Below are 22224 nucleotides of genomic sequence, written 5' to 3' on the forward strand. Positions count from 1 at the left end.
GGACTCGGCCCGGCGGAAATCGGAGTCAGCGGCCACAATCCGACCGCAATTCGAGAACAATCGACAGTATGGCCAATACGAGCACGCGGACGCTGCGCCTGTTGTCGCTGCTACAGACCCACAGGTACTGGCCCGGTAATGAGCTGGCCGAACGGCTGAAAGTGTCGCCACGGACCCTGCGCCGCGATATCGACCGGCTCCGGGAACTGGGGTATCCGGTCGTCGCCCAGCGTGGTGTCGACGGTGGTTATCAGCTCGCCGCCGGGGCGGCGCTGCCCCCGCTGATGGTCGACGACGACGAGGCCGTGGCGCTCGTGGTCGGACTCCAATTCGCGATGCAGGGCATGGTCGAGGGGGTGGCGGAGTCCTCGGTGCGCGCACTGGCGAAAGTGGTGCAGGTGATGCCGCCCCGGCTACGCAAACGGGTGGAGGCCATCCGGGCCATGACGGTGCCGGGCGACTGGGGCGGCGGAAGGGCCGGCGCGGGTCCGGACCCGGCGGTGCTCACCGCCGTCGCGCTGGCCTGCCGCGACAGCGAACGGTTGCGTTTCACCTACACCGCCGCGGACGGTCGCCGCACCGATCGGCATGCCGAACCGCATCGCCTGGTATCGCTGGGGCGACGTTGGTACCTGGTGGCGTTCGACCTGACACGCCACGATTGGCGCAGCTTCCGGATCGACCGGCTCACCGGCCCCGAGGGCGACGGGTCGCGTTTCCGGCCCCGCGAACTACCCACCGCCGACGCCGCGGATTTCGTGCGGTCCGGGGTGGACAATATGCCGCATCTGCACCGGATCGATGTGCTGGTCGACGCCCCGGCCGAATTCGTCCGGCAGCGCCTCGGCCGCTGGGGCAATGTCGAGGAGATCGATACCGGCCGCTGCCGGGTCTCGATGAACACCGATTCACTGGACTGGCCCACGATGTCGCTGGGGTCGCTCGGCGCCGACTTCCGCGTCCTGGAGCCCCCGGAACTGATCGAGCACATACGGGATTGGGGCGAGCGTTTCCGCCGCGCCCATCCGGCGCCCGCCGAACCACCGGCCGCATCGTGACCGGGCGGGACGCAGATCATCCCACCCGATCCTCGTCCCGCGGGTTCAGTCCGTGCCGGTGGGCCGCACCGCACGCAACCGATGGGGCGGCTGTTCCCCGGTGATCCGCTCCGTCACACCCGGGGCGACCTCTCCTTTTCGCAGCGCCTCCGCGAATTCGGTGGTGGCGGTGGCAAGCAACTCCGGATGGGAGAACGGCATCCAGTGACCGGCGGGGACGTCGCGGCGCCACAGTCGTGACACCCACCGCGCCGTATCGTCGTAGCCCGCGGGCCGGACCGCGATATCGCGGCCCGCCACGATGAGCTGGACCGGTACGTCGGTGGTCCGTTCCCGCGGCTCGAGCAGGTGCGCGAAGATATTCGCGCGGTAGATGAGCAGGCCGTCCACCATATCCCGCTTCAATGTCGGGCCGAAGAAGATCGTCGAGGGCGCGGTGTCGTTCATGATCTGGATGACCCGGCGCCAGCGCTGCTCGGTGGCGAGCAGCCCGAACACCAGTCGCGGCAGGCCGGGGGTCATGAAGAACCCGGTATAGGCCGAGGACAGCAACTGGGTGAGCGGGTGCCAGATATTGCGCGGACTGGGCCGGCCGAGCCGGTCGCGAACCCATTTGCCCAGGTGGTCCAGATTCGGACCGGATACCGAGGTGAACGAGGCGATACGCCCGGCCGCCCGCGGCTCGCAGACGGCCTCCCAGACCTGCACCGAACCCCAGTCGTGCGCGAGGACGTGTACCGGTTGTCCGGGGCTGACCGCGTCGGCGACGGCGAAGAAGTCCGCGGCCAGTTCCGTGAGCCGGAAATCGGCGACCCGCCCGGTCCGGGTCGAGGCACCGTGCCCGCGGGTGTCGTAGGCCACCACGTGGAAGTTCTGCGCCAGCAGCGGGATCACCCCGTGCCAAAGGTGATTCGTATCGGGCCAGCCGTGTACCAGCACTACGGTTTCGGCGGCCGGATCGCCGTATTCGTAGACCGCGAGGTCGAAGGCGCCGCTGCGAACCGTACGCCGGGTCGCGGTGGGTTCGTGGTCGGTTTCGGTCACGCTTACTCCTCGGTGCTTACCGGTGCTAGAGGTCGAGTACCAGACGTCCACCCGCACAACGTGATACACACGTCAGCAGAGCACCGTCGGCGCGCTCGGTGGGGGACAAAACGGAATCGCGGTGGTCGGCGGAACCGGACAGGACGCGGACCTTGCAGGTTCGGCAGAATCCCTGCCGGCACGAGTACGGCTGGTCCGGCCGGTGTGCGAGCAGCACATCCAGAGCGGACCGGTCTGCCGGGACATCGAGTACCTCGCCGCTGCGGGCGAGTTCGATCTCGAAGGGCACGCCGTCGACGATGGGCGGCGCCGAGAAACGTTCGGAGTGCAATTCGACCCCGGGTATGCCCCGTACGGCGGCGGCGACCGCGCCGATCATCGGGGCCGGGCCGCAGCAGTACACGGCGCTTCCGCGGCGCACCCCGTCCACGAGTTCGGCGCCTGCCGGCAGCCCGTACCGGTCGTCGGTACGCACGGTGACGCGCGCGCCGAAGCCTTCCACTTCGTTCAGGAAGGGCAGGGTGTCGCGGGCGCGACCGGTGTACAGCATGGTCCACTCGACGCCGAGGGAATCGGCCGATCTCATCATGGGCAGGATCGGGGTGATACCGATCCCCCCGGCCACGAAATGCAGCCGGGTGGCGGGCGATCCGTGACCTGGCACGGCGAAGGGAAACGCGTTGCGCGGCCCCCGCACCACCAGCGCGGAACCGACCGAGATATCCCGGTGTACCTCGTTCGAACCGCCGTCGCCGTCGGGTATGCGGCGCACAGCGATCCGATAGGTCCGCGTATCGGCCGGATCACCGCACAGCGAGTACTGCCGCAGCCGCCCCGAGGGCAGCTCCAGATCCAGATGCGCGCCCGGCCGCCACACCGGCAGCGCCCGGCCGTCCACCGCGGCCAGCCGCAAGCTCACTACATCGTTGTCGGATGCCCGCACCTGCCGCTCGACGACACGGACCCGGATCCGTCGATCGTCCGCGCGGGGCGCTACATCGCGCCGGTTGGTGAGCGCGGTCCAGCGCATCCGGGCGTTCACCATCGCGTCGAGCAGGCGCAGCGTCCGGTCCCCGTGCCGCCTGCCGTACAGATCAGCGGGTAGCGGGAGCGTCGACGCCGGTCGCGGGTTCGCGACGGTCACGATGCCGCCCGGGCGGCCGGGGACTGTGCCAGGTAGGCGATGGCCTGAGCGGTGGACCCGACCGATGCCGGGCTGTACCCCGGTTTGCAGGTCGACAACGCGCTGATCAGCAGGGCCGGGATCCCCGGCAGCGCGCCCCGGCTCATCGCTCCGAGGATCTTCAGCAGTAACCGGGGGTAGCTCAGGTCGGGTAGCGATCCGTCCTCGTGCACAAGGTATTTCGTGCCGCGGACCAGCAACACCAGGAACGACGGGAAAACCAGCAGCATCAGCGCGCCCCGGCGGAAATAGCCCACGCCGAAGTACTCGGCGACCTCATGGGCCACATGGCGATGTTCCACTTCCTCGGCGCCGTGCCAGCGATACAGATCGAGCATGCGCGGATCGGCGTCGAACTTCTCCAGATCGCTGTTGAGCACCCAGTCGCCGAGGAACGCGAAGAAGTGTTCCAGGGAGGCGATCACCCCGAGCCGGTCGACCAGCTGCTGCCGACCAGCGCGGGTACCGGTGCCCTGCCGCGGGCCGACGGTCTTGCGGAACAGGTATTCCGCGTGCCGGAGGAAGGGCTCCGGATCGATACCGTTGGCGGTGAGCAGCATGTCGTGAGAGCCGGCGTGGGTTTCGGCGTGCATCGATTCCTGGCCGATGAAACCGAGCATATCCTCGCGCAGTTTCGCGTCCCGGACGAACGGGAGTGCCTCGCCGAAGGTGGTCAGGAAGCTGCGTTCGCCCTCGGGCAACAGCAGGTTGAGCGAGTTCATCACATGAGAGGCGATAGGTTCGGTGGCCATCCAGCGCAGCGGGATACCGGCCCAGTCGAAGCGCACGTCGCGAGCGTTCAACGCGACATTCCCCGGATCGGTCGCCCGCAGGGGGGCGGCTCTGCCGAACAGCCTCATCGATCCTCCTCGATCGTCACCAGTACCGCGCGCGACGCGATCGCGGCGGCAGTTCACCGGCAGATACGATCATACACATAAGTGGAACGACGGGTTACAGAAAAGGTGGGTTACAGAAAACTTACCCGCCGGTAGGCCTGCTCGGCGGTTCCCAGTTCGCGACCAGATTCAGCAGGCCCGGGAACCGGGCGTCCAGATCCTCGGCCCGGACCACATTGCGGCGTTCCAGGCCGTGTTGCCACTGCCGGATCAGTCCCGCCTCGCGCAACACCCGCCAATGATGAGTGCGTGTCGACTTCGGCCGGTCGATCTCGAACCAGCCGCAGGCTTGCGGTAGGCCGCCCGAATCGAGGTAGTAAGCGCGCACGATGCTGAGTCGCAGTGGATCGCTGAGCGCGGCCAGTACGGTTTCCAGGCGCAGTTCCGCGCGGGTGGGTTCGGGCAGCAATGCGCCGGGTGCGACCGTGTCGCCCCGGTGAGAGGTGGTATCCGGCACGGCTCTCCTCGGCTCGTAATCCAGTACGACAATTATCGTACTGGATGCTACAGTTCGACTCCGTTCGTACTTGTTCGAGAAAACTCGTACATGAGTCAGGAGCGCACTATGGCCGCAACTGCCGTACTCGATGCCCACGCGCCGGGGGACCGGCTCGTGGGTCTGCGTGTCTGGTCGGCCGCATGGCCGATCGCCGCGGTTTTCGTCCTCGCCAACGCGGCCACCCCGCTGTATGTGCTCTGGCAGGCCGAATTCGGTTTCAGCAAGAGCACTCTCACCGCGGTTTTCTGCTGCTATATGGCCGGTATGGCCTTCGCCCTCCTGGTTTCCGGGGTCACCTCCGACCGCCTGGGCCGAAAGGCGGTGCTGGTGCCCGCCCTTGTGCTGGCCATCGCCGCCGGACTGATCTTCGCTGCCGCGCCGGGCACCATCGCCCTGTTCGTCGCACGCACCCTGACCGGGATAGCCAGCGGCGCTATGGTTTCGGCAGGGGTGGCCGCGGTGGCCGATATCGCGGGGCCGTCCCGCACCCGATCCGGGGCGCTGGCCGGCGCAGTCGGGATCGCGGCCGGTACCGGGCTCGGTCCGCTGCTGGGCGGGCTCCTCTCCGAGACTCTGCCCGGGCCGACCGTCACCGTCTTCCTGCTGGAAACCGTCTTCCTGCTGGTGGCGCTGGCGATCGTCATCGCGGTACCGATCCCGCGCGCCGCCGGCCGCCACGGTGACGCCTGGATCCGCGTGCCCCGGGTGCCGCGCCCGAACCGCCGCCGGCTACTCGTCGCCGTTACCGTGGCCGGTTCCGCGCTGACCACCACGGCGTTCATGCTGTCGCTGGCGCCGTCGCTGCTGTCGGAGCTGCTCGGGACGACGAACCGGATCGTTCCCGGAGTTCTGGCGTGCTTGACCTTCGCCGTCGCCACCGGCAGCCAATTCGCGCTACGCGGTCTCCCGGTGCGCCGCTTGCTGCTGGGCTCGGTGCTGAGCACCATCGTCTGCGTGACGGCCCTGGTCGTCGCGGTCGATACATCCTCGGTGGCCGGCCTGGCCATCGCCGCGGTCCTGGCCGGGACCGCCTACGGACCGGGGATGCTCGGCGGACTCGCCCTGCTCAACTCCGATATTCCTGCCGCGCGGCTGGCCGAAGCCAACGCGGCACTCAACATCGGCGCCTACGCCTTCGCCGGGCTTCTGATCCTGGGTTTGGGCGTCCTCAGTGACCATCTCGGCTTCGCCACGGGTGTCACGTTTTTCGCGATCGTCGCCGCGACCGTGGCGCTGGCCGGTGGGTCGCTGGTCGTCACCGGACTCCGGTCGGGTGGCGAGTAGCGATATCGCGGCCCGGCCCGCCACAGGCCGGGCCCGCGCGCGCAGGAGAGTGGCCGAATATCCGCCCGTATCAGGGACCCATTCTGGAATCCCGCACCCTCGACCGCGAGGCCACTCCGGCGCCGAGACGGTCAGAACATGCCGTTGGGTATCTGCTCATCGGCGGGAACCGGTTGGACCACATCCCAGTGTTCGACGATCCGATCGCCGACCAGCCGCCAGATATCGACAACCGCGGTTCCCCGCTCGTCCTCCGGAGTCGTCATGCGGTAATGCACGACCACGTGATCGTCGTCGGCGACAACCCGCCGCAGTTCGAGCCGGGCGTTCGCTACGGGTGCGTTGGAAATGAACTCGATGAACGCGTCGCGCCCGGACGGGTTGCCCGGGCTGTGTTCGATGAAGTCCTCCCGCAGCAGGGTGCGCAGGATTTCGGTGTTACCGGCCGCGAACTCGGTGAATCCGTGGACGACGAGTCGCCTGTTGTGTTCGGCGCGGCTGTCGGTGCTGTCGGTCATCCGCTGACACTCGCACGCTGTGACCGGCGCCGTCGATTACCTGGGTGGTAGTGGCGAAGGGCACCCGACCTGGTGATACTCGAGCTGTGATCGAAGACGGGCCCATCGGTGTGCTGCTGCGGGAGTGGCGGCACCGCCGGAAACTCAGCCAGCTCGACCTCGCGATCCAGGCGGATGTCTCACCACGCCACATCAGTTTCGTCGAAACCGGCCGAACCGTTCCCAGTAGCGCGATGGTGCTACGGCTGGCCGAACACCTGTCGGTGCCACTGCGCGAGCGCAACCGTCTGCTTGTCGCGGCCGGATATGCCCCGATCTACCGGCAGCGCCCCTTGGACGATCCCGATATGGCGCGGGTGCGGCAGACGCTGGAACGGTTCGTGCGCGCCCACGAACCGTATCCGGCGCTGGCGGTCGATCGCCGCTGGAACCTCGTCCTCGCCAACGACGCGGTCGAAATCCTGCTCGACGGTGTAGACCCGGCGCTGTTGCGGTCGCCGGTGAACATGATGCGGCTGGGGCTGCATCCCGGAGGTTTCGCACCCCGCGTCACCAACCTCGCTCAGGTGCGCGCGCATCTGCTGCCGCGGCTGGCCCGCCAGGCGGCGCAGAGCGGGGATCCCGAACTGAACGCGTTGTACGACGAACTGATCGCCTACGGTCCCCGCGCCGACCACCCGCAGCCGGATCCGGCGGAGATCGCCCTGCCGATCCATCTCGAATACCGGGGTGCCCGGCTGTGTTTCATCAACGCCGTCACCACTTTCGGCACCGCCTTCGATATCACCCTGGCCGAAATCGCTGTCGAGACCTACCTCCCGGCGGATACCGCGACCGCGCGATTCCTGGTGGGTGGGGCCGAGTCCGCGGCGCCGGTGCCCTCGGGCGCATAGCGGGAGTCCGAAACCGAAAAGAAAAGCCCGCAGGTCTGTGGTCTGTGGCCTGCGGGCTTCCAGTGGAGCTGCCGGGAATCGAACCCGTTCTTGATGGCTGGTCACGGTGTCGAAATGCGGTCTACCTGCGGAAATGGTTCACGGCACATCACGCTGAATCAGTCGTTTTCACGCCCGGTTGTGCCCAAAATGTGCCCACGGCACCGGCGCAGCTCGAGTGATTCTCCGGCTCGAGCTACGCCCGGAATAGCGCGACGGTGATCCCGGCGAGCCCGAGGGCGAGCAGCACTAGGGCGATATCGTGGCCCGTCACAGCTGCACGACCGGCCAGCGGTGCCCACGGGGGTAGACGCACATTGGCGTGACGAGTGCGGCGTGTTCGGTGATCGCGTGCCGTACCGAGTCGGCGTGTTCGAACGACGGCACGACGACCGCGGCGGCGGCGTGCTCCATGATGGCGCCGGCCACGATGAGCGCGGACGCCAGCGGCCCGGTATCGAGGCGCACCGTCCACACGATTCGGTAGCCGTGATGCTCGGCGACCTTGTACACATCCACACCGTCACCGTGTGCGTCTCTGCGGATCAGCGCGATAGCTCGCGGTTGTTCCTCGACCACTGTTCACCCCTGCATCCCCGACTCACCATTGGATTGCACCCACCGCCGGGGCCGGGGAGGTCAACCCGGCGGCGGGGCTGGTGAGAAGCCTTGTGCAGGGCCCGGTCGTGCCGCTATGGCACTTTCAGAGGGTAGGGAACCGAAGTGCCACATCAGTATTCGAGTTGGATAATGTCGGCGAGCTCGCGCATCTCGGGTGTGAGCGTGCGGCGCCTGGTGATGATCCGGCTCAGGATGTCACCGGCCGATCGCTGTTCGACGAACCACGGTCGAGCTTCACGCGACAGTTTCGCCAGAACCTCGAACGCGTTGTCGTAGCGCTGTAGCTCGAGCTGGGCAGTGGCCACGTCCAGGAGATGGCGGTTGCGGTTGTCCGATGTCGGGCGGAGGTCCGGCGGGATCTCGCGCGCCAGCCGCAGCGCGATGTCGGGCCGGTCGTCTATCACCGCGTTCTCTACCCGCTTCATTGCGACGGTGGCCGGATCGAACGTCGTCCAGTACTGGTGATACGGGGCGCGTTCGGGCCGCATCGCAACCGCGCCGGCCGCGGCGAGTCGCATCATGTCCTCGGCTTCATCGGGCCGGTTGTCGCGCACAGCCGCGGCCGAACCACGCAGCAGAAGCCAGCCCCAAGTGGAAATCTCGCGGCCGGTAGCAACCGACAACCGCGGCTCGACCCGATCGGCCCACCGAGTGGCCAGATTCCGCACCTGGTCGAATCGTCGTTCGACAATCAGCAACCAGCACAGTGTGATCACCGCGGATGCCGCGTCCAGCACATTGCCGGTGGATTCCGCGTCGGATAGGGAGCGGTTCAAGGCGAGGAGTGCCGAGTCCGGTTGCCGCGTCTGTATCAGGATTGAACCAGCCAGTTGCAGCACCCGCGAACGCAGCAGCGGCGCCGCGGTGTGGCTTTCGCGGACCAACCGCGGGAGCACCCGGGCGAGTTGGTCGTACTTGTTGTCGTGGTACAGCCGGGTAGCGTGCGCGAGTGCCGCCTCGAGGCCGGGCGTCGGCTCGGCCTCATCGGTTGGGGATGTGAGGGCTTCGCGGGTGGGGGCCCACAACGCCACATTGGCCCCGGCTGCGGGCTCGGGTGGTGCGGGTGTCGGGCCCAGCAGGGTTGCCAGCGGCCGACCTAAGGCCACCGCCAGGCGGCGCAGAGTGTCTATGCGGGCGTCGTCGCGTTCCCCCTGCTCGATTTTGCGGATAAGCGACAGCGACACCCCGGCCGCCTCGGCAAGCTCGCGCTGGGTGAACCCGCGCCGCTTCCTCAGACTCTGTAGTCGCTCCCCAAGGTCCATGTGTTCAGGCTAAGTGCGGCACAGTCACACCGACCAGAGGCAATCAGGAGACTGAGACCTCGGCCAGCGACGTTCGTGAACTCGGGCAATGCTGCGGCCCGGTAGCGGTAGCGTTCCACGCCATGACATTTGAACTCGAGCCTTGGTGGGAACTCGACCTTTCCGAATCCGGCATCGAATACGACAACGACACCCGCGTCGTGCGGGATCTGCGTAGCGGCGAGAGCATCGGCCTGGCCGACTTCATGGTCGGGACCGGCACGGATCTCACGGCGAAGACGGTCGCGGATATGGTCCGGGTCCGGGGGAAGACGCCCCCGGGTGTCGGGACCTGGCACAAGGTCGAATCCGAGTAGCGATCGCGCCCAGGTTTCGGGGGCCGTACAAAAAAATTCGTGACTGGACCTGGAGTCACGGACCCCCCACCCCCTGAATATTTCGAGGGGTGGGGGGTCTGCTCTCCGCCTATCGTCCCCGGCGCTGCGGGGGTACGGGGATGACGACCATTGGCACCTTCCGACCGCCGACTTTGGCGCCGGCCACTGCCCAGGTGCGACCTCCTCGGCGGGTGATCTCGAATCCGTACGCTCTGACTGCAGGCATGGCATTGGTCCTTTCGTGTGCGTGATGGTGAACCACGAACGCCCCCGTCCGCTGGAGCGTCGGCCGGGGGCGTTCGTGTGTGGCGTGCGCTGGCAGGTCTGCGGGGCGGAAGGGGTCCGAAACCGAAGGGGTTCGGACCACGCCCCTCGCTGCCATACAGTCCCGTTCTCGCCCGGCCACGGGTGAGCGGGTGAGCTTGACGCGCGCCAGGCTCTATATGCCGGGCCAGTGACCCGGAAGGGCGGCCGCTGGCGCGAGCTGGGCGAGCCAGGTTTCCGCGGCCGGGGCGCTGTGGAGTTGAGCGATCCAGAACTCGCGACGGTTCGCGGGCACCCTGCCATCGGCTACCGCGGCAGCGACCAGTTCACGGTGTCGACGTGAACGTTCCTGCGCGGCTGCGGCGGCGACAGCCGGGGTGAGCCCGTGACGCTGGATCGTCTCGTCGGTCAGGAAGCTCACGGGGTCACCGTGCCGGTGACGACCTTGACCGCCTGCGGACGATCGACGGCATACGCGGGCACTGCGTAGACCTGGACGATCTTTTCACGGTTCTCCCGCTTGTCGATGATGTCGACGGTGAGCGGTGCCTCGAATCCGACCGTTCCGGCCTTGCCCTTGGCCGTGAGGTACACGCGGCCTTCGGGAATGTACGGGTTCGTCACCAGGGTCAGCCGGGCGGCGGCGAGTACCTGCGTGAGTTCGACGCCGTAGCCGATGCTGAGGTTCGTCGCGTCCTGTGGAGAGGTGACGAGCGTATCGAGGGTGATGCCGAGGCGGTCCTGTTCGGCGGCCAGGCGGGCGCGCATCATGTCGGCGAGCGGCCGTTCCGCGTTGGGAGTGATCCCGGTATCGGGGCCAACCGTAACGAAGGTGTCCCATGCGGCGGTCGCGACGAGACTCGCGGGCCCGGCGGCGTCGATGGCCTCGAGCGCCTTGACGTTGAGCTTTCGCAGCAGAGTGTTCGATAGCTGCAGCATCTTGTTGTTCAGGGCGGAGATATCACCGCGGGCGATCTCCTCATCCGTGACCGACACCTTGGCGCCGTAGTCGCGGACCGCGGCGAGCCGGTATTCCGGGTCGATCGCGCGGACCGCCTGGTATTCGTCGCCGGGCGCGCGCTCGACAACGTCGTCGGCGGTGTAGCGGGCGGCGCTGGACAGCCGCGGGTGCAGAATGCCGCCACCCTGGACCGGCTTGCCGTGCGGGGAGAAGAACAGCGAGACCAGCTCGTTGCCCTCTGCGAGTTCGTCGAGCTTCGCGCGGATCCAGGTCGGGTGAGATAGCACCGCCGAGACAGAGATGATGTTGTTGTCGACGCTCGGGGTCAAAATGCCCATCTGCGTTGTCCTTTCCGGGTCAGTACAGGCTGATGGCGGCGAGTGCGCCGGTGGTGGCGGTGTCGACGGCGTAGCCCACAGCCACCCCGGACGCCTTCGGTATCGCCTTACCGGCCGTGCCCACTTCGACCTCGGCGCCAGCGGTGAGGTTGGCACCGGCCACGATTCGCAGGATCCGCGCGTTTCCCCGGGCCAATCCCACGAGTTCGCCACTGGCGGCGTCGTACTTGGCGACACCGGCGGTCCGGCCGCCGGCGGTAGCTGTGGCGACGGTGAGCAGGCCCGCAGATCGGGCGCCACTGATTGCTACGAAGGTGGATGCGGCGATTGCTGCGCTGGCGCGGGCAGTGACATCGCGCCCGTCGTATACGTCGATGCTCAGATCGGGCATTTTGTTACGCCTTTCGCTCGAGGTAGTCGGCGACGGCTTGCGCGTCGATCAACCACCGGCCGCTCTGCCGCCGCGCCGGGAGCGTTCCCCGGCGGCACAGTGCCCGCACGTTCTCGTGCGAGCATCCGAGCTGTTCGGCGACTGTCGCGACGTCGAGCGCGTCATCCGTCACTCGCCACCGTGGCACCGGTACCGCTGCACTCAGTTCCGTTGTTCCGGACACGGAACGCGCGGCCGCCGACAGCTGGGCCTCGAGTTCGAGCACTCGGGGCGTGGGTCGCTGATACCGGGTATCGAGTATCCGAGTCAGTTGCCGCAGTGCGGCCGACAAGAATGCCGCGTCGTCGGCGGTGATCGACACTCCCGGCCGTGCGCTCACTGCGGCGGCCGATCGCCGATACAGTGCAGCGCGGCCAATCTGTCGAGCAATTCGGTCGGCTCGTCGAGACCACGCGGCAGCCGGGCCAGAGCCCATGCCAGCGGCACCACTACATCGGCGATATCGGCGCCCTCGGCGAACAACGCGTCGGCGGCGTGCGCCACACCGGCCTTGTCGCCCCGGTACCCGTGCAGCACCACCGCGGTCGCGGCCCGCTCGATTCGCAACGTGCGCCGTGTGGCCTCGAGGTCTTCGTGGTTCTCATCGCTCATGACTCGCTCGCCTTCTTCGGTCGACCGCGGGATGGTGGCGCGTGCACGATCCCGGCCCACACGCCGAGCGCCTGGCCGCCGAGCTCGGCGGCGGCGGTGGCGCATTGGTCCTGGACTGGGCAGCGCCGGCAGATCTTGAGCGCCGGGGCGTAGCGCGCTTCTCGCGCGGCGTCTGTCTCGCCTGGCACCGGATCGGTATCGAACAGCGGTGCCCGGCCAGCGCACGCGGCACCGGTCAGCCGCTGGTCTATGAGCTCTGCGAACGGGTGGTCGCGTATGGCCCATTCCCGCCGGAATCGCGCTGTCATCTCGCACCGCCGCAATATGCGTTGTGTCCTGCTGGGCTACGCATCGGCGTTCCGCTCGCGCCAGGCCGCGAGTGCGTTGCTGGCACGTGTGCCGCCCCAGTTCATCCGCGTCTGTACATCCCGTTTGGACGATGGCGGTGGAGTGAGCGCGTCCAGCCCATCAACGTCGGCCTCGAGATTGCCGGAGTCCTCGCCACTGATAGTGAAGCTCGGCGCCCGGTCGGTGTCGGCGGGTGCGTGAATAATTGGCTCGAGGACGCCGTCGATCGTGCTGGGTTTCAGCTCGAATCGACCGGCGACGGGTTCACGAGCAGGCGGGCAATGCTGGCGCACACCACCGTGTCGGTCCTTGTTGACGGTCAGCCACGCCGAGCCGCCCTGTCCGGGCGCGAATGCGTCTTTCACCGTGACCCGCAGGGACACACCGCCGATGGCGCGGCGCTTGGCGGTGGTGCCGCTCTGGCCGAGCTTGCGCGACTCCGCGCCCTTGGCGAGATGGTCGATTACGAGCACCGCGGCGCCGGACTTCGCCAACGGCTTCAGCACGGCACTGTGTGCCGTGGTGTATTCGTCGGCCGAGTTCGACGACGACCCAAACAGCGGCAGCATTTCGCCGAGACTGTCGACGATCGCGATATCGGGCCGCCACAGCTTCATGTCGGCAACGACGGCGACCAAGTGCCGGCGGTCGTCGGGCTCGACGTAGAGGAACCGCTCACGGTCGGCGAGCGCGGCCGTGGACGCACCGAGCGCGAGCAGCCGGGAGACGGTGGCGGCCGGTCCGTTGTGGTCCATGTCGACGACCAACACACTGCCGTCTCCGTATTCGCCCAGCAGTTCGCGGGCCGCCGAGAGGGCGAGCCACGACTTCCCGGACTCCGGGTCGCCGAACAGCGAATTGACCTCACCCGCGTAGAACAGCGCGTGCTGATCAGTTCGCACGCCGTAGGAGGGGCGCGGCGGCTCGGGCAGCGTGCCGTCCAGCATGGCGGCCACGTCGAAATAGCGCCCGTAGTCCATCGCGTGAGGCTGGTCCGGGACCGGTCCGGGACCGCTTACGGACCACTCGGAGTGGTCCGCTGGTCCCTCGGAGTTGCGGACCACTGAATCGAAGTATTCCGCCTGGTCAGCGTCGTGAACGTGGTCCGTGGTCCTGGTCCCCGACCCTAGGGGCGCGGACCGCGGACCACTCAACTCGCCGAGCTGTTCGCGGTAGTACTCCTTGCAGGTGAAGCACACCGGATCGAATCGCTCATGGTTGCGGCAGTGCGCCGTGGGCGCGGGTAGAGCCGTCATGCAACACTCCTGCTCTGCGTGCGGCGCAACGCCGCGGCCATGGCATCGACTCGCGCCCGGATCTCGTCCGGATCCGCGTAGCTGAGCGCTCTGTTGATATCGGCCAGCCACGCCCCGGCCAGCCGGTAGAACTCCTGGTCGCGCTCGGCGGTATCGAGCACGCGGCGCACACGGGCCCCGTCAGGTGAGTACGCCGTTTCGTCGACGAGCATCCGATCCAGCGCGCGCGACGCCTGCCGACACGTCCGCCGGCGCTCGGCCTCGAGGCGCCGCTCGGCCGGACGCGCATCGGGTACGTCCCGTGCGGCAGTGGTCGCCGCGTCGGCCACGGTCCGCCCGAGGATCGGGCCCAACTGCGCGCCGACGCCGTACAGCTCGAGCGCGCTATCGTTGTGCGAGGTCACCCCGACCCCTTTCTGCGGCCCCGGACGTTGCTCCGGGGCCGCGATCGTTGGTCAGGAGCCGGAACGGCCGTCGACGAGTTGGCTTGGCGCTATGTTCAATGCCTGTGCCAACAGCACGACCTCAGCCGCTTCCCAAGTAGCGCGACCGGCAAGCTTGGCGGCGAACCGGTCGGCCCCGATCCAGTCGACGAATCGGGATAGGTCACCCGGAAGGTTTTCGACGGCGGCCGCGATGTTCGTGCTTGCCGCCGCGATCCGCGCCTGAACGGTGCTCATCGGGTCTGACTCTTGGCTGACGGCCGGAGCGAACCACGCATCGGCATCGACGCCCAGCGCTTCCGCGAGCAGCAGCAACTGAGTGGCCGTCAGCTCTCCGTCTCCGTCGAGAACAGCGGACAGGTGGTGAAGCCCGAGCCCCGACAGATCCGCCAACTGCGGCACCGACATCCCGGACCGCTCGACCGCTGCGGTTATCCGCTCGTACACACTCACCGCCCGCCGTTCGCCTCTCTCGGCGATCTCGGCACGGTTGGCGAAGTGCGCCGCGGCGATATCGGCGACCGCGCGCCGCTGGGCTTCTCGCTCGGCGGCGTCGCGGTCGGCACACCTTGAACAGATGAACACCTGACCGCGAGGGCCGAACCCGACCGGCCGCATTGGCCGATCCGGGTCACGGTCGCGCAGCTGGTCGTAACCACACCCGGCCACGCACTCGAAGCCATCGGCCTGAGCGTCGGACAGGGCAGCAGGATCGAACCGGACCGGGTCTACTCTGGTCATTGGGATCTCCTCATGTGATGGGTGGGCTTCCATGGCCCGGTGAGCGGTTGCACCCGCTCCCGGGCCGCTTTCGTCGACAGGGGTACGCATTAGGCGCACTCGACGGTGTTGCGCCGCTCGTATTCCTCGACTGCGGCGAGCGGGTAGAGCACCTTTTTCCCTGCCTTGATGTAGCTGGGGCCGCGGCGCAGGTAGCGCCACTGCGCCAGCGACGCCTCCGACATCCCGTACCGCTCGGCGAGCTGGGCTGGCGTGATCGCCTCTGCCATATGCCCTCACCTGTCCTGTTCGATAATGTTGATTGACTGTCAAACTTTGTTGTTCAACGGTCACAGAATGCGCTCATGGCGGGTCAATGTCAATAACGGTCTATTAACTGACAAACTTTGTCGGTACGCTGCGGGGCATGGCAGGCAAAGAACCGGAGTACGGACAAACAGCCGAGACGGTGGCGGCGAACATCACGCGCCTACGAACCGCGCAGAATCTCACCTACACAGACGTCTCTGAGCGGGTCAAAAGCGCAGGTTGGTCGCTCACGCCGGTGGCGGTTCGGCGAATCGAGAACAAGCAGCGCAAGGTGTCGCCCGATGACTTGACCTCACTCGCCGTTGCACTCAGGGTGTCGCCGACAACGCTGCTGATGCCGCCGCATCGGACTGCTGGCGATGATGTGGAATTCACGGGAGGGCGAGCCCCTGCCATGCATGTCTGGGAGTGGCTGCGTGCGGAGTCGCCTTACCCGCTGCACCGCGGCAGCGAGGATGTGAACGTCTCCATCGCGCGGTTCCAGGCCGACAATTGGCCTGGTTGGTTCCTCGAGACCGAACGCCTCCTCGAGGAGGGGCGCCGGGCGCGACACATCCGGGCCGCCTTCGCGTGGGCAGAAGACGAGCAGGCAGCAGGAGAGCGGGCCGCGACTGATGGCGACGATTGAGCCCTACGGGACGAAATCAGGGAAGCGGTACCAGGTCCGCTACCGAAAGCCGGACGGGAAGCAGACCAAGAAGCGCGGTTTCCGCCGCAAGATCGACGCTGAGCAGTTCGCAAACACGGTCGAGGTCAAGAAGCTGACCGGCGAGTACATCGCTCCGTCGATGGGGCGGATGACGGTTGGCGAGCTGGGGCCGAAGTGGCTCGCCCGGCAGGTTCACATCAAACCGTCATGGGCTGAGCGCGTCGATTCGATTTGGCGAGTGCACATCGAACCGCATTGGGGTGCAAGGCAACTCGCATCTATCGAACGCCCGGAGGTCAAGGACTGGATCGCGGGTATCAAGCGGGCACCATCGACCGTCGCCGATATTCACGCTGTGTGGTCGATGATCCTTGACGAGGCGGTGGAGGAGAAGCGCATACCGGCGAACCCGGCAGCGAAGATGGATCTCCCACGGCGTCAGCTGGTCGAGCACAACTACCTCACGCACGACCAGGTGGCCGCACTCGCCGCTGAGGCGAAGCACTCAGAGATCGTGATGCTGCTCGCCTATTCCGGCATTCGCTGGGGGGAGATGGCAGCTCTACGGCCACGAGACGTCGACCTCGAGCGCAGACGCATTCGAATCATGCGGTCCGCGTCCAAGGTGAATGCGCGCAGTGTGATCGGGGCGCCGAAGACGTGGGAGATTCGGACGGTCGCCGTTCCGGGAGAGGTCGCCAAGATGCTGCACTCCGTCGTAGGCGCGCAGCCGAACGCGAACGGTCTGCTGTGGGCTCGGCCGGATGGCGAGCCGCTGCGGCCGCCGACGACCACGCACTGGTTCGGGGGAGCGGTGCGCCGCTGTATCGCGGCCTCGATTCCCCGTGACGAGGACGGCGAACAATCCGGGTCGGCGACATTTCCGCGGGTGACGGCGCATCAGCTCCGGCACACCGCGGCGTCGTTGATGATCGCCAGCGGCGCCCATGTGAAGACCGTGCAGCGCCAGCTCGGGCACAAGACAGCCACGATGACGCTCGACAACTACGGCCACCTGTTCGAGGACGATCTCGACGATGTGGCCGAACGGATGGGCGGCGGACTGCGGGCAGCCGCGCTGAGATGTGCCCAAAATGTGCCCACACCGCCGAAACTGCGGGTCGTCAGCGCATGAAAAAGGCCCCTCACCTGGGTTGCAGGTAAGGGGCCTTCCAGTGGAGCTGCCGGGAATCGAACCCGGGTCCTCCGCCGCTTCATCAAGGCTTCTCCGTGTGCAGTTCGCTGGGCCTCTACTCGGATCTCCCGGTCTCGCGAACAAGCCGGGATGACGATCCCAGTCGCTGTTGGATGTCCCGTACTACTCCGCGACCGAATCGCACGGTGAGCCCTCTAGCTGATGCCGGCACCGAAGCCGAGGGCATACCTCGGGCCGACAGAGACGCTATCGCTTAGGCAGCGAGAGCGTACTCGCGCTGATTGGAATCGGCGCTTAATTGGTTGCAGCGACGCTTACGGTGGTCTCTTGCCTGCACCGACACGCTTCCCTTGAATCTACGTACGCAGTCGAAACCGTTCAGCCCCGTGCGTCCCGGCACCTTGCCGGGCTAGTCATGTTAACACCTGGCCCGTCCCCGTTCATTCCCGTTTTCCGGCACCACCGCGGCTGCTCAGCGCATGCCCTTGATGCGGCGACCGATCTCACGGGTGACCTCGCGTTCGGCGGTACGCCGGGCCAGATCCTGCCGTTTGTCGTAATCCTGCTTACCTTTGGCGAGGGCGAGTTCCACCTTCACCTTGCCGTCGGAGAAGTACATCGACAGCGGTACCAGGGTCTGGTTGCCCTCGCGGGATTTGCCGACCAGGCGTTCGATCTCCCGTTTGTGCAGCAGTAATTTGCGGGTCCGGCGCGGTGCGTGGTTGGTCCAGGTGCCGTGGCTGAATTCGGGGATGTGCAGGCCGCGTAGCCACACCTCGCCGTTGTCCACGGTCGCGAAGGCGTCCACCAGTGAGGCCTTGCTCTCACGCAGACTCTTGACCTCGGTACCGACCAGCGCGATCCCGGCCTCGTAGGTGTCCAGGATCGTGTAGTTGTGCCGTGCCCGGCGGTTGGTCGCGATGACCTTGCGCCCCTTCTCCTTCATAACGACAACCTTAAGCGGCCGCGGCAACCCGATTATTCCCGGTTGCCGGTCAGCCGGGTTGCAGGATCAGATAGAGGACGAAGACCGCGACGAAGACGATGACCAGCAGCACCGTGGAAAGGCGTGGCCTGCCGGCGCCGGTCGGCCGGATCCGGCGATCGAGCCAGCTGGTCTCGACAGCCGGGTCTGTGCTCCGGGTCCGCGGTGGGCCGTCTGCGGGTTCGCCGGAGCGCTCGCCCCCGTCTCCGCCGACGGTGTCGTCGGACCCGTCCCCGGATACCATGCTCGCAGACTAGCCGTGCGGGCACATATTCGCGGACGGGGCGCGCGAATACGGTGTCAGCGAGCGTTTCTCAGGATTCGCAACGTGATTCCGAGGCCCACGAGGATGCTCGCGGTGGCGATCAGTGCGGTGGCGAGGGACTGGGTGATGGCGGCGATACCGGTGCTGAAGATGAGGCACGTGGCAAGAGCCAGCAGCGCGGTGCCCCATTCCATACCGGCGATCCGGGCGGGTCGGTTTCGCAGTGCTGTCATATTTTCGGAGTACCCGGCGCCTTGGGTTATCAAACCGTTACTGCCGTAATCTCCGGAAATGTGATAGCCGACCCGCGGGTCTGCCGTACGGGGTATGCGGTGGCGAGCCATGGCAGAACCTCCGTTTCGGAGTCGGTGCGGCGATGTGTTCACCGTAACGGAAAAATCTCCGGCTGGACACCGGGCGGCAAATCTGGAGACAACCATCACAGCGGAGCCCGGCGAATCGTGAGATTGTGCGGTCCGCTCGTGATCTTTCGGGAAAAATGCCTGTTCCAAGACATGTGGTCGGTTTCGGAGGGCTGATGAGACCTGGAGAATCCGGCGGGGGTGGTGGGCGGACCTGCCGTCGGCAAATCGTTTGCTGATAATTAACTGTAGCGGGCCTGGGGCCTCATCGATGCGGAGTGTGGAGCCGGCTGCCTAAGCTCGTGGTATGTGCAAGCCGAACCGACGTGTGCCGCGGTCCCGCGTTCTGTCCGGCCGGCGGGATCCGGCCGCGGGGACGCAGCGGTGACCGACTGGTACGAGCGCACCGGTCGAATCGCCGCGCTGACCGGCGCCGGAATCTCCACCGACAGCGGTATCCCCGATTTCCGTGGCCCGCGCGGGGTGTGGACCGAGGATCCGATCGCCGAACTGCTGTCCACCTACGACCACTATCTGGCCGATCCCGTCCTACGCGAGAAATCCTGGCTCGCCCGCCGCGACAATCCCGCGTGGAAGGCCGAACCCAACGGCGCCCACCGTGCGCTGGTGGACCTGGAGCGGGCCGGCCGGGCGCTCACGATCGTCACCCAGAACATCGACCGGCTGCATCAGCGCGCTGGTTCCACGCCGCGGCGGGTGGTGGAGATCCACGGCAATATGTTCGACGTGGTCTGCGTGCAGTGCGACTACACCGCCTCCATGGCCGGCACCCTGGAACGGGTTGCGGCGGGCGAAGCCGATCCACCCTGCCCGCTGTGTGGTGCGGTCCTGAAGGCCGACGTCATCATGTTCGGCCAGGCTCTGGACCAGCGCACGCTGGTCAAGGCGGCACTGGCTGCCGAGACGGCGGATATCTTCCTGGCCGTCGGTACCTCGCTGCAAGTGGAACCGGCAGCCTCGTTGTGCGGGCGGGCGGTGGCGGCGGGGGCCGATCTGATCATCGTGAACGCCGAACCCACACCCTATGATTCGCTGGCGACCGAAGTCGTGCGCGAACCCATCGGGACCGCGCTACCCGCGTTGGTCGGCCGTATCCTCGGCCGCTGAGACCGGGCCGAGTACCCGGTCCAGATAGTCGTTGGCGAATCGGCCCGCGGGGTCATAGTGCCGGCGGACCGCCGCGAACCGGTCCCACTCGGGGTAGCGCCCGTGCAGCGTTTCCGCCGTCTGGAAGTGGCGTTTGCCCCAGTGCGGACGGCCGTCGTACGCGTCGAAGATCGCCTCGCAGGCGCGGAAGAACGGTTCGTGGTCCATTCCCTGGTACTGGTGTACCGCGATATAGCAGGTCGCGCGGCCGCCCGCGGGAGAGAGGAACGCATCGTCGCCCGCCACCCAGCGCACCTCGATCGGCATCGGGCTGTCGAAACGTTTCGCCGTCTCCTTGATCTCTCTGATCGCCGCGGCGGAATGCTCGCGGGGGATCGCGTATTCCATCTCGGTGAAGCGGAACAGCCGGGGGCTGGTGAACACCCGGTAGGAGCGGTCGACCTGGCGCCGGTAGCTGCCCGCGTAGGCGGCGCCGCGCTGGATCCACGGAATGAGCGAGGGTCTGCGGCGGGCGAGCCGGCACAGCCCGTCGAACACATGGTTGGACAGCAGGATATCGGCGAACCAGTCCACCGTTTCCGATCGTGGTGCGGGGGCCAGATCGACTCGATTGTTGCGTTTGGTCATCGCGATCGGGCTGTGCGCGAACATGTAGAACTCGAAATGGTCGTTGCCGTCGATATAGGCGTCGAGGTCTGCGAGCACTTCTTCGACCGGCACCGGGCGCTCGATGCCCTCGAGGACGAACGAGGGCACCAATCGCAGAGTGAACGCGGTGATCACACCCAGGGCGCCGAGTCCCACCCGTGCGGCCCGCCAGGCCTGCGGACCGGACTCCTCGGTGAGTTCCACGATCCGGCCGTCGGCCGTCATCAGTTCGACCGCGTGCAGGGCGGCGGAGATATTCGGTAGCTGCCCGCCGGTGCCGTGGGTTCCGGTGGCGGTGGCGCCCGCGATGGTCTGGACGTCGATATCGCCGAGATTGGGGAATGCCAGGTTGTGCGCGTCGAGCCGGGTGTTGAGCGCCGCGAGCGTCATACCGGCCTGTACGCGGGCCAGTCCGGCTTCCCGGTCGACGTCGAGTACCCGGTTCATCCGGGACAGATCCAGTAGGACGCCGTCGGTGAGACAAGTATCGGTGAACGAGTGTCCCGAGCCCGCGACGCGGACGCGATGCCCGTCCTCGGCCGCTCGGGCGAGTTCGGCGGACAGTTCCGCGTGATCGCGCGGCGCGCACAGCCGCGTCGGCGTGCACTGCTGATCACCGGCCCAGTTCACCCATAACTTGGTCACTCGTCCAACTCTAGGGGAAAGTGGCCGCCGATGCGGAGAAACCAGGAGACGAACCGGAGGTCGGGGCTCAGCGGCGGCGGGGGCAGAAGGGCCCCGGCTTCGCTGCCTTGGCCCGCTCGACCTCGGCCAGGCTGAGGGCGTTCACGGTCAGCGGCTGCGGTGGTGAGCTCGTCGCCCGGATACCGTTCAGGGTGATCGCCATGTACCGCCGCCAGATATCGGAATCGATGGGTCGGGCGAATTCGGCCAGCGAATCGACCATGTAGATCAGTGCGAACAGATCGGTCGCCTCGATACCCGGCTGCACCACCCCGGCCTCCCGGGCGCGGTCCATCACCGCCGCGACCGCGGGGCCGATCTCGTCGCGGGGGCAGCCGAACCGGCCCGGTTCGTCACCCAATTCGAGCATGACCTCGCTGAACCCGCGGTTGGTCGCCATCCGCCGGCATGCGTACTCGAAAAGTCGTACCAGCCCGTCCCAGGGGTCCTCCGCGGCGAGCGCCTCCTCGGTGGCCTCGGCGAATTCACGGATATGCCCGGCGAAGACCTCGGCGACCAGTTCCCGCTTGTTCGCGAACCGCCGATACACCGTGCCCACCCCGACACCCGCGCGTTCGGCCACATCGTCGAGCGTGATGTCGAGACCGCGATCGGCGAACAACTCGCGTGCGGCGTCGACTATCCGCTGCTGATTCCGCGCCGCGTCGACCCGGAGCCGGCGCGGCCGGGGCGCGGTGGTGGCGAGGTTCACATCCGGCATGGTAGCAACATACGAATTAACCGTAATCGGTTTCGATCCCGCCGAGTGGATCCCGGAACAGCCACCGGTGGTGCAGGTCCGGATCTCTCCACAGCGCGCGAAGGCGATGCGGCAGCGGTAGGCGAGGCGTGGCGCTCGGGATGCCGCTGCCGTGATCGGCTACCGGACGTGTTCGGGCGGGAAACTCCGTCCTCATTTTCCGGATGGGAGCGGCCCGGTGCGTAGCCGTCGGGCAACCGGCGCCCGG

At 67.1% G+C, this 22224-nt stretch carries 29 protein-coding genes and 1 other RNA gene; 7 read left to right on the forward strand and 23 right to left on the reverse strand.

The genetic code is table 11. The annotated features are described in order from the left end of the window. Positions 1 to 68: 68 nt before the first annotated feature. Positions 69 to 1058, forward strand: coding sequence for a helix-turn-helix transcriptional regulator (locus IEY68_RS12255; RefSeq protein WP_058854360.1), 990 nt, complete (start codon positions 69 to 71; stop codon positions 1056 to 1058). Positions 1059 to 1103: 45 nt separating this feature from the next. Here IEY68_RS12255 and IEY68_RS12260 read toward each other — a convergent pair whose 3' ends face one another. The 4 genes from IEY68_RS12260 to IEY68_RS12275 all read right to left on the reverse strand — a co-directional run bounded on the left by IEY68_RS12260 (position 1104) and on the right by IEY68_RS12275 (position 4641). Beyond that, a complete protein-coding gene (locus IEY68_RS12260) occupies positions 1104 to 2102 on the reverse strand; it encodes an alpha/beta fold hydrolase (RefSeq protein ID WP_082681264.1) in 999 nt (332 codons plus the stop codon). A 25-nt stretch (positions 2103 to 2127) separates the two neighbouring features. Next, positions 2128 to 3147 (reverse strand): PDR/VanB family oxidoreductase, encoded by a 1020-nt coding sequence (locus IEY68_RS12265; protein WP_082681289.1) that lies wholly within the window; start codon positions 3145 to 3147, stop codon positions 2128 to 2130. 95 nt (positions 3148 to 3242) lie between these two features. After that, positions 3243 to 4145: a metal-dependent hydrolase gene (locus tag IEY68_RS12270; RefSeq protein ID WP_058854358.1), complete on the reverse strand. Its 903-nt coding sequence runs from the start codon at positions 4143 to 4145 to the stop codon at positions 3243 to 3245. A gap of 121 nt (positions 4146 to 4266) precedes the next feature. Next, the gene (locus tag IEY68_RS12275) at positions 4267 to 4641 is read right to left on the reverse strand and encodes an ArsR/SmtB family transcription factor (protein WP_058854357.1); all 375 of its coding nucleotides are present in this window, start codon (positions 4639 to 4641) and stop codon (positions 4267 to 4269) included. Between the two features lie 108 nt (positions 4642 to 4749). Between IEY68_RS12275 and IEY68_RS12280 the strand changes: the two genes are divergently transcribed. After that, positions 4750 to 5967, forward strand: coding sequence for an MFS transporter (locus IEY68_RS12280; protein WP_058854356.1), 1218 nt, complete (start codon positions 4750 to 4752; stop codon positions 5965 to 5967). A 131-nt stretch (positions 5968 to 6098) separates the two neighbouring features. On the opposite strand, the gene IEY68_RS12285 is transcribed toward IEY68_RS12280, so the two are convergent. After that, positions 6099 to 6485 carry a nuclear transport factor 2 family protein gene (locus tag IEY68_RS12285; RefSeq protein ID WP_058854355.1) on the reverse strand — a complete coding sequence of 129 codons (387 nt, stop codon included), beginning with the start codon at positions 6483 to 6485 and terminating at the stop codon, positions 6099 to 6101. An 86-nt stretch (positions 6486 to 6571) separates the two neighbouring features. On the opposite strand from IEY68_RS12285, the gene IEY68_RS12290 reads away from it, so the two are divergent. Continuing rightward, positions 6572 to 7378: a helix-turn-helix domain-containing protein gene (locus IEY68_RS12290; protein ID WP_229718740.1), complete on the forward strand. Its 807-nt coding sequence runs from the start codon at positions 6572 to 6574 to the stop codon at positions 7376 to 7378. A gap of 309 nt (positions 7379 to 7687) precedes the next feature. Here the strand turns inward: IEY68_RS12290 and IEY68_RS12295 are convergent, their stop codons facing one another. Together IEY68_RS12295 and IEY68_RS12300 are read right to left on the reverse strand one after the other, a co-directional pair. Then, positions 7688 to 7996: a hypothetical protein gene (locus tag IEY68_RS12295; RefSeq protein WP_058854354.1), complete on the reverse strand. Its 309-nt coding sequence runs from the start codon at positions 7994 to 7996 to the stop codon at positions 7688 to 7690. A gap of 152 nt (positions 7997 to 8148) precedes the next feature. Beyond that, positions 8149 to 9300 carry a helix-turn-helix domain-containing protein gene (locus IEY68_RS12300; protein ID WP_058854353.1) on the reverse strand — a complete coding sequence of 384 codons (1152 nt, stop codon included), beginning with the start codon at positions 9298 to 9300 and terminating at the stop codon, positions 8149 to 8151. A gap of 122 nt (positions 9301 to 9422) precedes the next feature. On the opposite strand from IEY68_RS12300, the gene IEY68_RS12305 reads away from it, so the two are divergent. Continuing rightward, the gene (locus IEY68_RS12305; protein ID WP_058854352.1) at positions 9423 to 9656 is read left to right on the forward strand and encodes a hypothetical protein; all 234 of its coding nucleotides are present in this window, start codon (positions 9423 to 9425) and stop codon (positions 9654 to 9656) included. A 460-nt stretch (positions 9657 to 10116) separates the two neighbouring features. Here the strand turns inward: IEY68_RS12305 and IEY68_RS12310 are convergent, their stop codons facing one another. From IEY68_RS12310 to IEY68_RS12355, 10 genes are all read right to left on the reverse strand, one after another. Continuing rightward, complete coding sequence (locus IEY68_RS12310) at positions 10117 to 10362, reverse strand: hypothetical protein (RefSeq protein ID WP_058854351.1); 246 nt, start codon at positions 10360 to 10362, stop codon at positions 10117 to 10119. After that, positions 10359 to 11240: a major capsid protein gene (locus tag IEY68_RS12315; protein WP_058854350.1), complete on the reverse strand. Its 882-nt coding sequence runs from the start codon at positions 11238 to 11240 to the stop codon at positions 10359 to 10361. Before IEY68_RS12315 ends, IEY68_RS12310 begins: the two co-directional genes overlap by 4 nt. A 19-nt stretch (positions 11241 to 11259) precedes the next feature. Next, a complete protein-coding gene (locus IEY68_RS12320; protein ID WP_058854349.1) occupies positions 11260 to 11631 on the reverse strand; it encodes a capsid cement protein in 372 nt (123 codons plus the stop codon). Positions 11632 to 11635: 4 nt separating this feature from the next. Next, positions 11636 to 12010 (reverse strand): helix-turn-helix domain-containing protein, encoded by a 375-nt coding sequence (locus IEY68_RS12325; RefSeq protein WP_189094224.1) that lies wholly within the window; start codon positions 12008 to 12010, stop codon positions 11636 to 11638. Continuing rightward, the gene (locus IEY68_RS12330) at positions 12007 to 12282 is read right to left on the reverse strand and encodes a hypothetical protein (RefSeq protein WP_058854347.1); all 276 of its coding nucleotides are present in this window, start codon (positions 12280 to 12282) and stop codon (positions 12007 to 12009) included. Before IEY68_RS12330 ends, IEY68_RS12325 begins: the two co-directional genes overlap by 4 nt. Further along, positions 12279 to 12590 (reverse strand): WhiB family transcriptional regulator, encoded by a 312-nt coding sequence (locus IEY68_RS12335; protein WP_058854346.1) that lies wholly within the window; start codon positions 12588 to 12590, stop codon positions 12279 to 12281. Before IEY68_RS12335 ends, IEY68_RS12330 begins: the two co-directional genes overlap by 4 nt. A 36-nt stretch (positions 12591 to 12626) precedes the next feature. Beyond that, a complete protein-coding gene (locus tag IEY68_RS12340) occupies positions 12627 to 13610 on the reverse strand; it encodes an AAA family ATPase (protein ID WP_199804916.1) in 984 nt (327 codons plus the stop codon). A 272-nt stretch (positions 13611 to 13882) separates the two neighbouring features. Beyond that, a complete protein-coding gene (locus IEY68_RS12345) occupies positions 13883 to 14290 on the reverse strand; it encodes a hypothetical protein (protein WP_058854345.1) in 408 nt (135 codons plus the stop codon). Positions 14291 to 14341: 51 nt separating this feature from the next. Then, a complete protein-coding gene (locus IEY68_RS12350; protein WP_156426124.1) occupies positions 14342 to 15070 on the reverse strand; it encodes a hypothetical protein in 729 nt (242 codons plus the stop codon). 89 nt (positions 15071 to 15159) lie between these two features. Next, positions 15160 to 15339, reverse strand: a complete 180-nt coding sequence (locus IEY68_RS12355) for a helix-turn-helix domain-containing protein (RefSeq protein ID WP_058854343.1) — start codon at positions 15337 to 15339, stop codon at positions 15160 to 15162. Positions 15340 to 15476: 137 nt separating this feature from the next. On the opposite strand from IEY68_RS12355, the gene IEY68_RS12360 reads away from it, so the two are divergent. Together IEY68_RS12360 and IEY68_RS12365 are read left to right on the forward strand one after the other, a co-directional pair. Next, positions 15477 to 16007 (forward strand): helix-turn-helix domain-containing protein, encoded by a 531-nt coding sequence (locus IEY68_RS12360; RefSeq protein ID WP_058854342.1) that lies wholly within the window; start codon positions 15477 to 15479, stop codon positions 16005 to 16007. Beyond that, on the forward strand, positions 15994 to 17163 hold the full coding sequence (locus tag IEY68_RS12365) for a tyrosine-type recombinase/integrase (RefSeq protein WP_058854341.1): 1170 nt from the start codon (positions 15994 to 15996) through the stop codon (positions 17161 to 17163). Before IEY68_RS12360 ends, IEY68_RS12365 begins: the two co-directional genes overlap by 14 nt. A gap of 38 nt (positions 17164 to 17201) precedes the next feature. Here IEY68_RS12365 and ssrA read toward each other — a convergent pair. The 4 genes from ssrA to IEY68_RS12385 form a co-directional block, all read right to left on the reverse strand. Continuing rightward, positions 17202 to 17570: a transfer-messenger RNA gene (gene ssrA, locus IEY68_RS12370) on the reverse strand. A gap of 86 nt (positions 17571 to 17656) precedes the next feature. Beyond that, complete coding sequence (smpB, locus tag IEY68_RS12375; protein WP_058854340.1) at positions 17657 to 18130, reverse strand: SsrA-binding protein SmpB; 474 nt, start codon at positions 18128 to 18130, stop codon at positions 17657 to 17659. A gap of 49 nt (positions 18131 to 18179) precedes the next feature. Next, positions 18180 to 18413: a WLR motif membrane protein gene (locus IEY68_RS12380; RefSeq protein ID WP_058854339.1), complete on the reverse strand. Its 234-nt coding sequence runs from the start codon at positions 18411 to 18413 to the stop codon at positions 18180 to 18182. A gap of 56 nt (positions 18414 to 18469) precedes the next feature. Further along, positions 18470 to 18667, reverse strand: coding sequence for a hypothetical protein (locus tag IEY68_RS12385; protein WP_058854338.1), 198 nt, complete (start codon positions 18665 to 18667; stop codon positions 18470 to 18472). 513 nt (positions 18668 to 19180) lie between these two features. Here IEY68_RS12385 and IEY68_RS12390 point away from each other — a divergent pair. Continuing rightward, positions 19181 to 19924, forward strand: coding sequence for an SIR2 family NAD-dependent protein deacylase (locus IEY68_RS12390; protein ID WP_058854337.1), 744 nt, complete (start codon positions 19181 to 19183; stop codon positions 19922 to 19924). Here IEY68_RS12390 and IEY68_RS12395 read toward each other — a convergent pair. Together IEY68_RS12395 and IEY68_RS12400 are read right to left on the reverse strand one after the other, a co-directional pair. Continuing rightward, positions 19889 to 21217 (reverse strand): D-arabinono-1,4-lactone oxidase, encoded by a 1329-nt coding sequence (locus IEY68_RS12395; protein ID WP_058854336.1) that lies wholly within the window; start codon positions 21215 to 21217, stop codon positions 19889 to 19891. The genes IEY68_RS12390 and IEY68_RS12395 overlap by 36 nt on opposite strands. 67 nt (positions 21218 to 21284) lie before the next feature. Then, entirely contained in the window at positions 21285 to 21977 is a 693-nt protein-coding gene (locus IEY68_RS12400; RefSeq protein ID WP_156426123.1) for a TetR/AcrR family transcriptional regulator, read from the reverse strand. Positions 21978 to 22224 lie beyond the last annotated feature (247 nt).

This window comes from Nocardia jinanensis (assembly GCF_014645735.1).
GTDB classification, from domain to species: Bacteria; Actinomycetota; Actinomycetes; order Mycobacteriales; family Mycobacteriaceae; genus Nocardia; species Nocardia jinanensis.

What these genes read in the sequence shown, in the direction of transcription:
- IEY68_RS12255 (WP_058854360.1), top strand. Translation starts at nt 69, where the DNA reads ATGGCCAATACGAGCACGCGGACGCTGCGCCTGTTGTCGCTGCTACAG.
- IEY68_RS12265 (WP_082681289.1), bottom strand. Translation starts at nt 3,147, where the DNA reads ATGGTGAACGCCCGGATGCGCTGGACCGCGCTCACCAACCGGCGCGAT.
- IEY68_RS12270 (WP_058854358.1), bottom strand. Translation starts at nt 4,145, where the DNA reads ATGAGGCTGTTCGGCAGAGCCGCCCCCCTGCGGGCGACCGATCCGGGG.
- IEY68_RS12280 (WP_058854356.1), top strand. Translation starts at nt 4,750, where the DNA reads ATGGCCGCAACTGCCGTACTCGATGCCCACGCGCCGGGGGACCGGCTC.
- IEY68_RS12285 (WP_058854355.1), bottom strand. Translation starts at nt 6,485, where the DNA reads ATGACCGACAGCACCGACAGCCGCGCCGAACACAACAGGCGACTCGTC.
- IEY68_RS12300 (WP_058854353.1), bottom strand. Translation starts at nt 9,300, where the DNA reads ATGGACCTTGGGGAGCGACTACAGAGTCTGAGGAAGCGGCGCGGGTTC.
- IEY68_RS12305 (WP_058854352.1), top strand. Translation starts at nt 9,423, where the DNA reads ATGACATTTGAACTCGAGCCTTGGTGGGAACTCGACCTTTCCGAATCC.
- IEY68_RS12315 (WP_058854350.1), bottom strand. Translation starts at nt 11,240, where the DNA reads ATGGGCATTTTGACCCCGAGCGTCGACAACAACATCATCTCTGTCTCG.
- IEY68_RS12320 (WP_058854349.1), bottom strand. Translation starts at nt 11,631, where the DNA reads ATGCCCGATCTGAGCATCGACGTATACGACGGGCGCGATGTCACTGCC.
- IEY68_RS12330 (WP_058854347.1), bottom strand. Translation starts at nt 12,282, where the DNA reads ATGAGCGATGAGAACCACGAAGACCTCGAGGCCACACGGCGCACGTTG.
- IEY68_RS12335 (WP_058854346.1), bottom strand. Translation starts at nt 12,590, where the DNA reads ATGACAGCGCGATTCCGGCGGGAATGGGCCATACGCGACCACCCGTTC.
- IEY68_RS12340 (WP_199804916.1), bottom strand. Translation starts at nt 13,610, where the DNA reads ATGGACTACGGGCGCTATTTCGACGTGGCCGCCATGCTGGACGGCACG.
- IEY68_RS12350 (WP_156426124.1), bottom strand. Translation starts at nt 15,070, where the DNA reads ATGACCAGAGTAGACCCGGTCCGGTTCGATCCTGCTGCCCTGTCCGAC.
- IEY68_RS12355 (WP_058854343.1), bottom strand. Translation starts at nt 15,339, where the DNA reads ATGGCAGAGGCGATCACGCCAGCCCAGCTCGCCGAGCGGTACGGGATG.
- IEY68_RS12360 (WP_058854342.1), top strand. Translation starts at nt 15,477, where the DNA reads ATGGCAGGCAAAGAACCGGAGTACGGACAAACAGCCGAGACGGTGGCG.
- IEY68_RS12365 (WP_058854341.1), top strand. Translation starts at nt 15,994, where the DNA reads ATGGCGACGATTGAGCCCTACGGGACGAAATCAGGGAAGCGGTACCAG.
- smpB (WP_058854340.1), bottom strand. Translation starts at nt 18,130, where the DNA reads ATGAAGGAGAAGGGGCGCAAGGTCATCGCGACCAACCGCCGGGCACGG.
- IEY68_RS12380 (WP_058854339.1), bottom strand. Translation starts at nt 18,413, where the DNA reads ATGGTATCCGGGGACGGGTCCGACGACACCGTCGGCGGAGACGGGGGC.
- IEY68_RS12385 (WP_058854338.1), bottom strand. Translation starts at nt 18,667, where the DNA reads ATGACAGCACTGCGAAACCGACCCGCCCGGATCGCCGGTATGGAATGG.
- IEY68_RS12400 (WP_156426123.1), bottom strand. Translation starts at nt 21,977, where the DNA reads ATGCCGGATGTGAACCTCGCCACCACCGCGCCCCGGCCGCGCCGGCTC.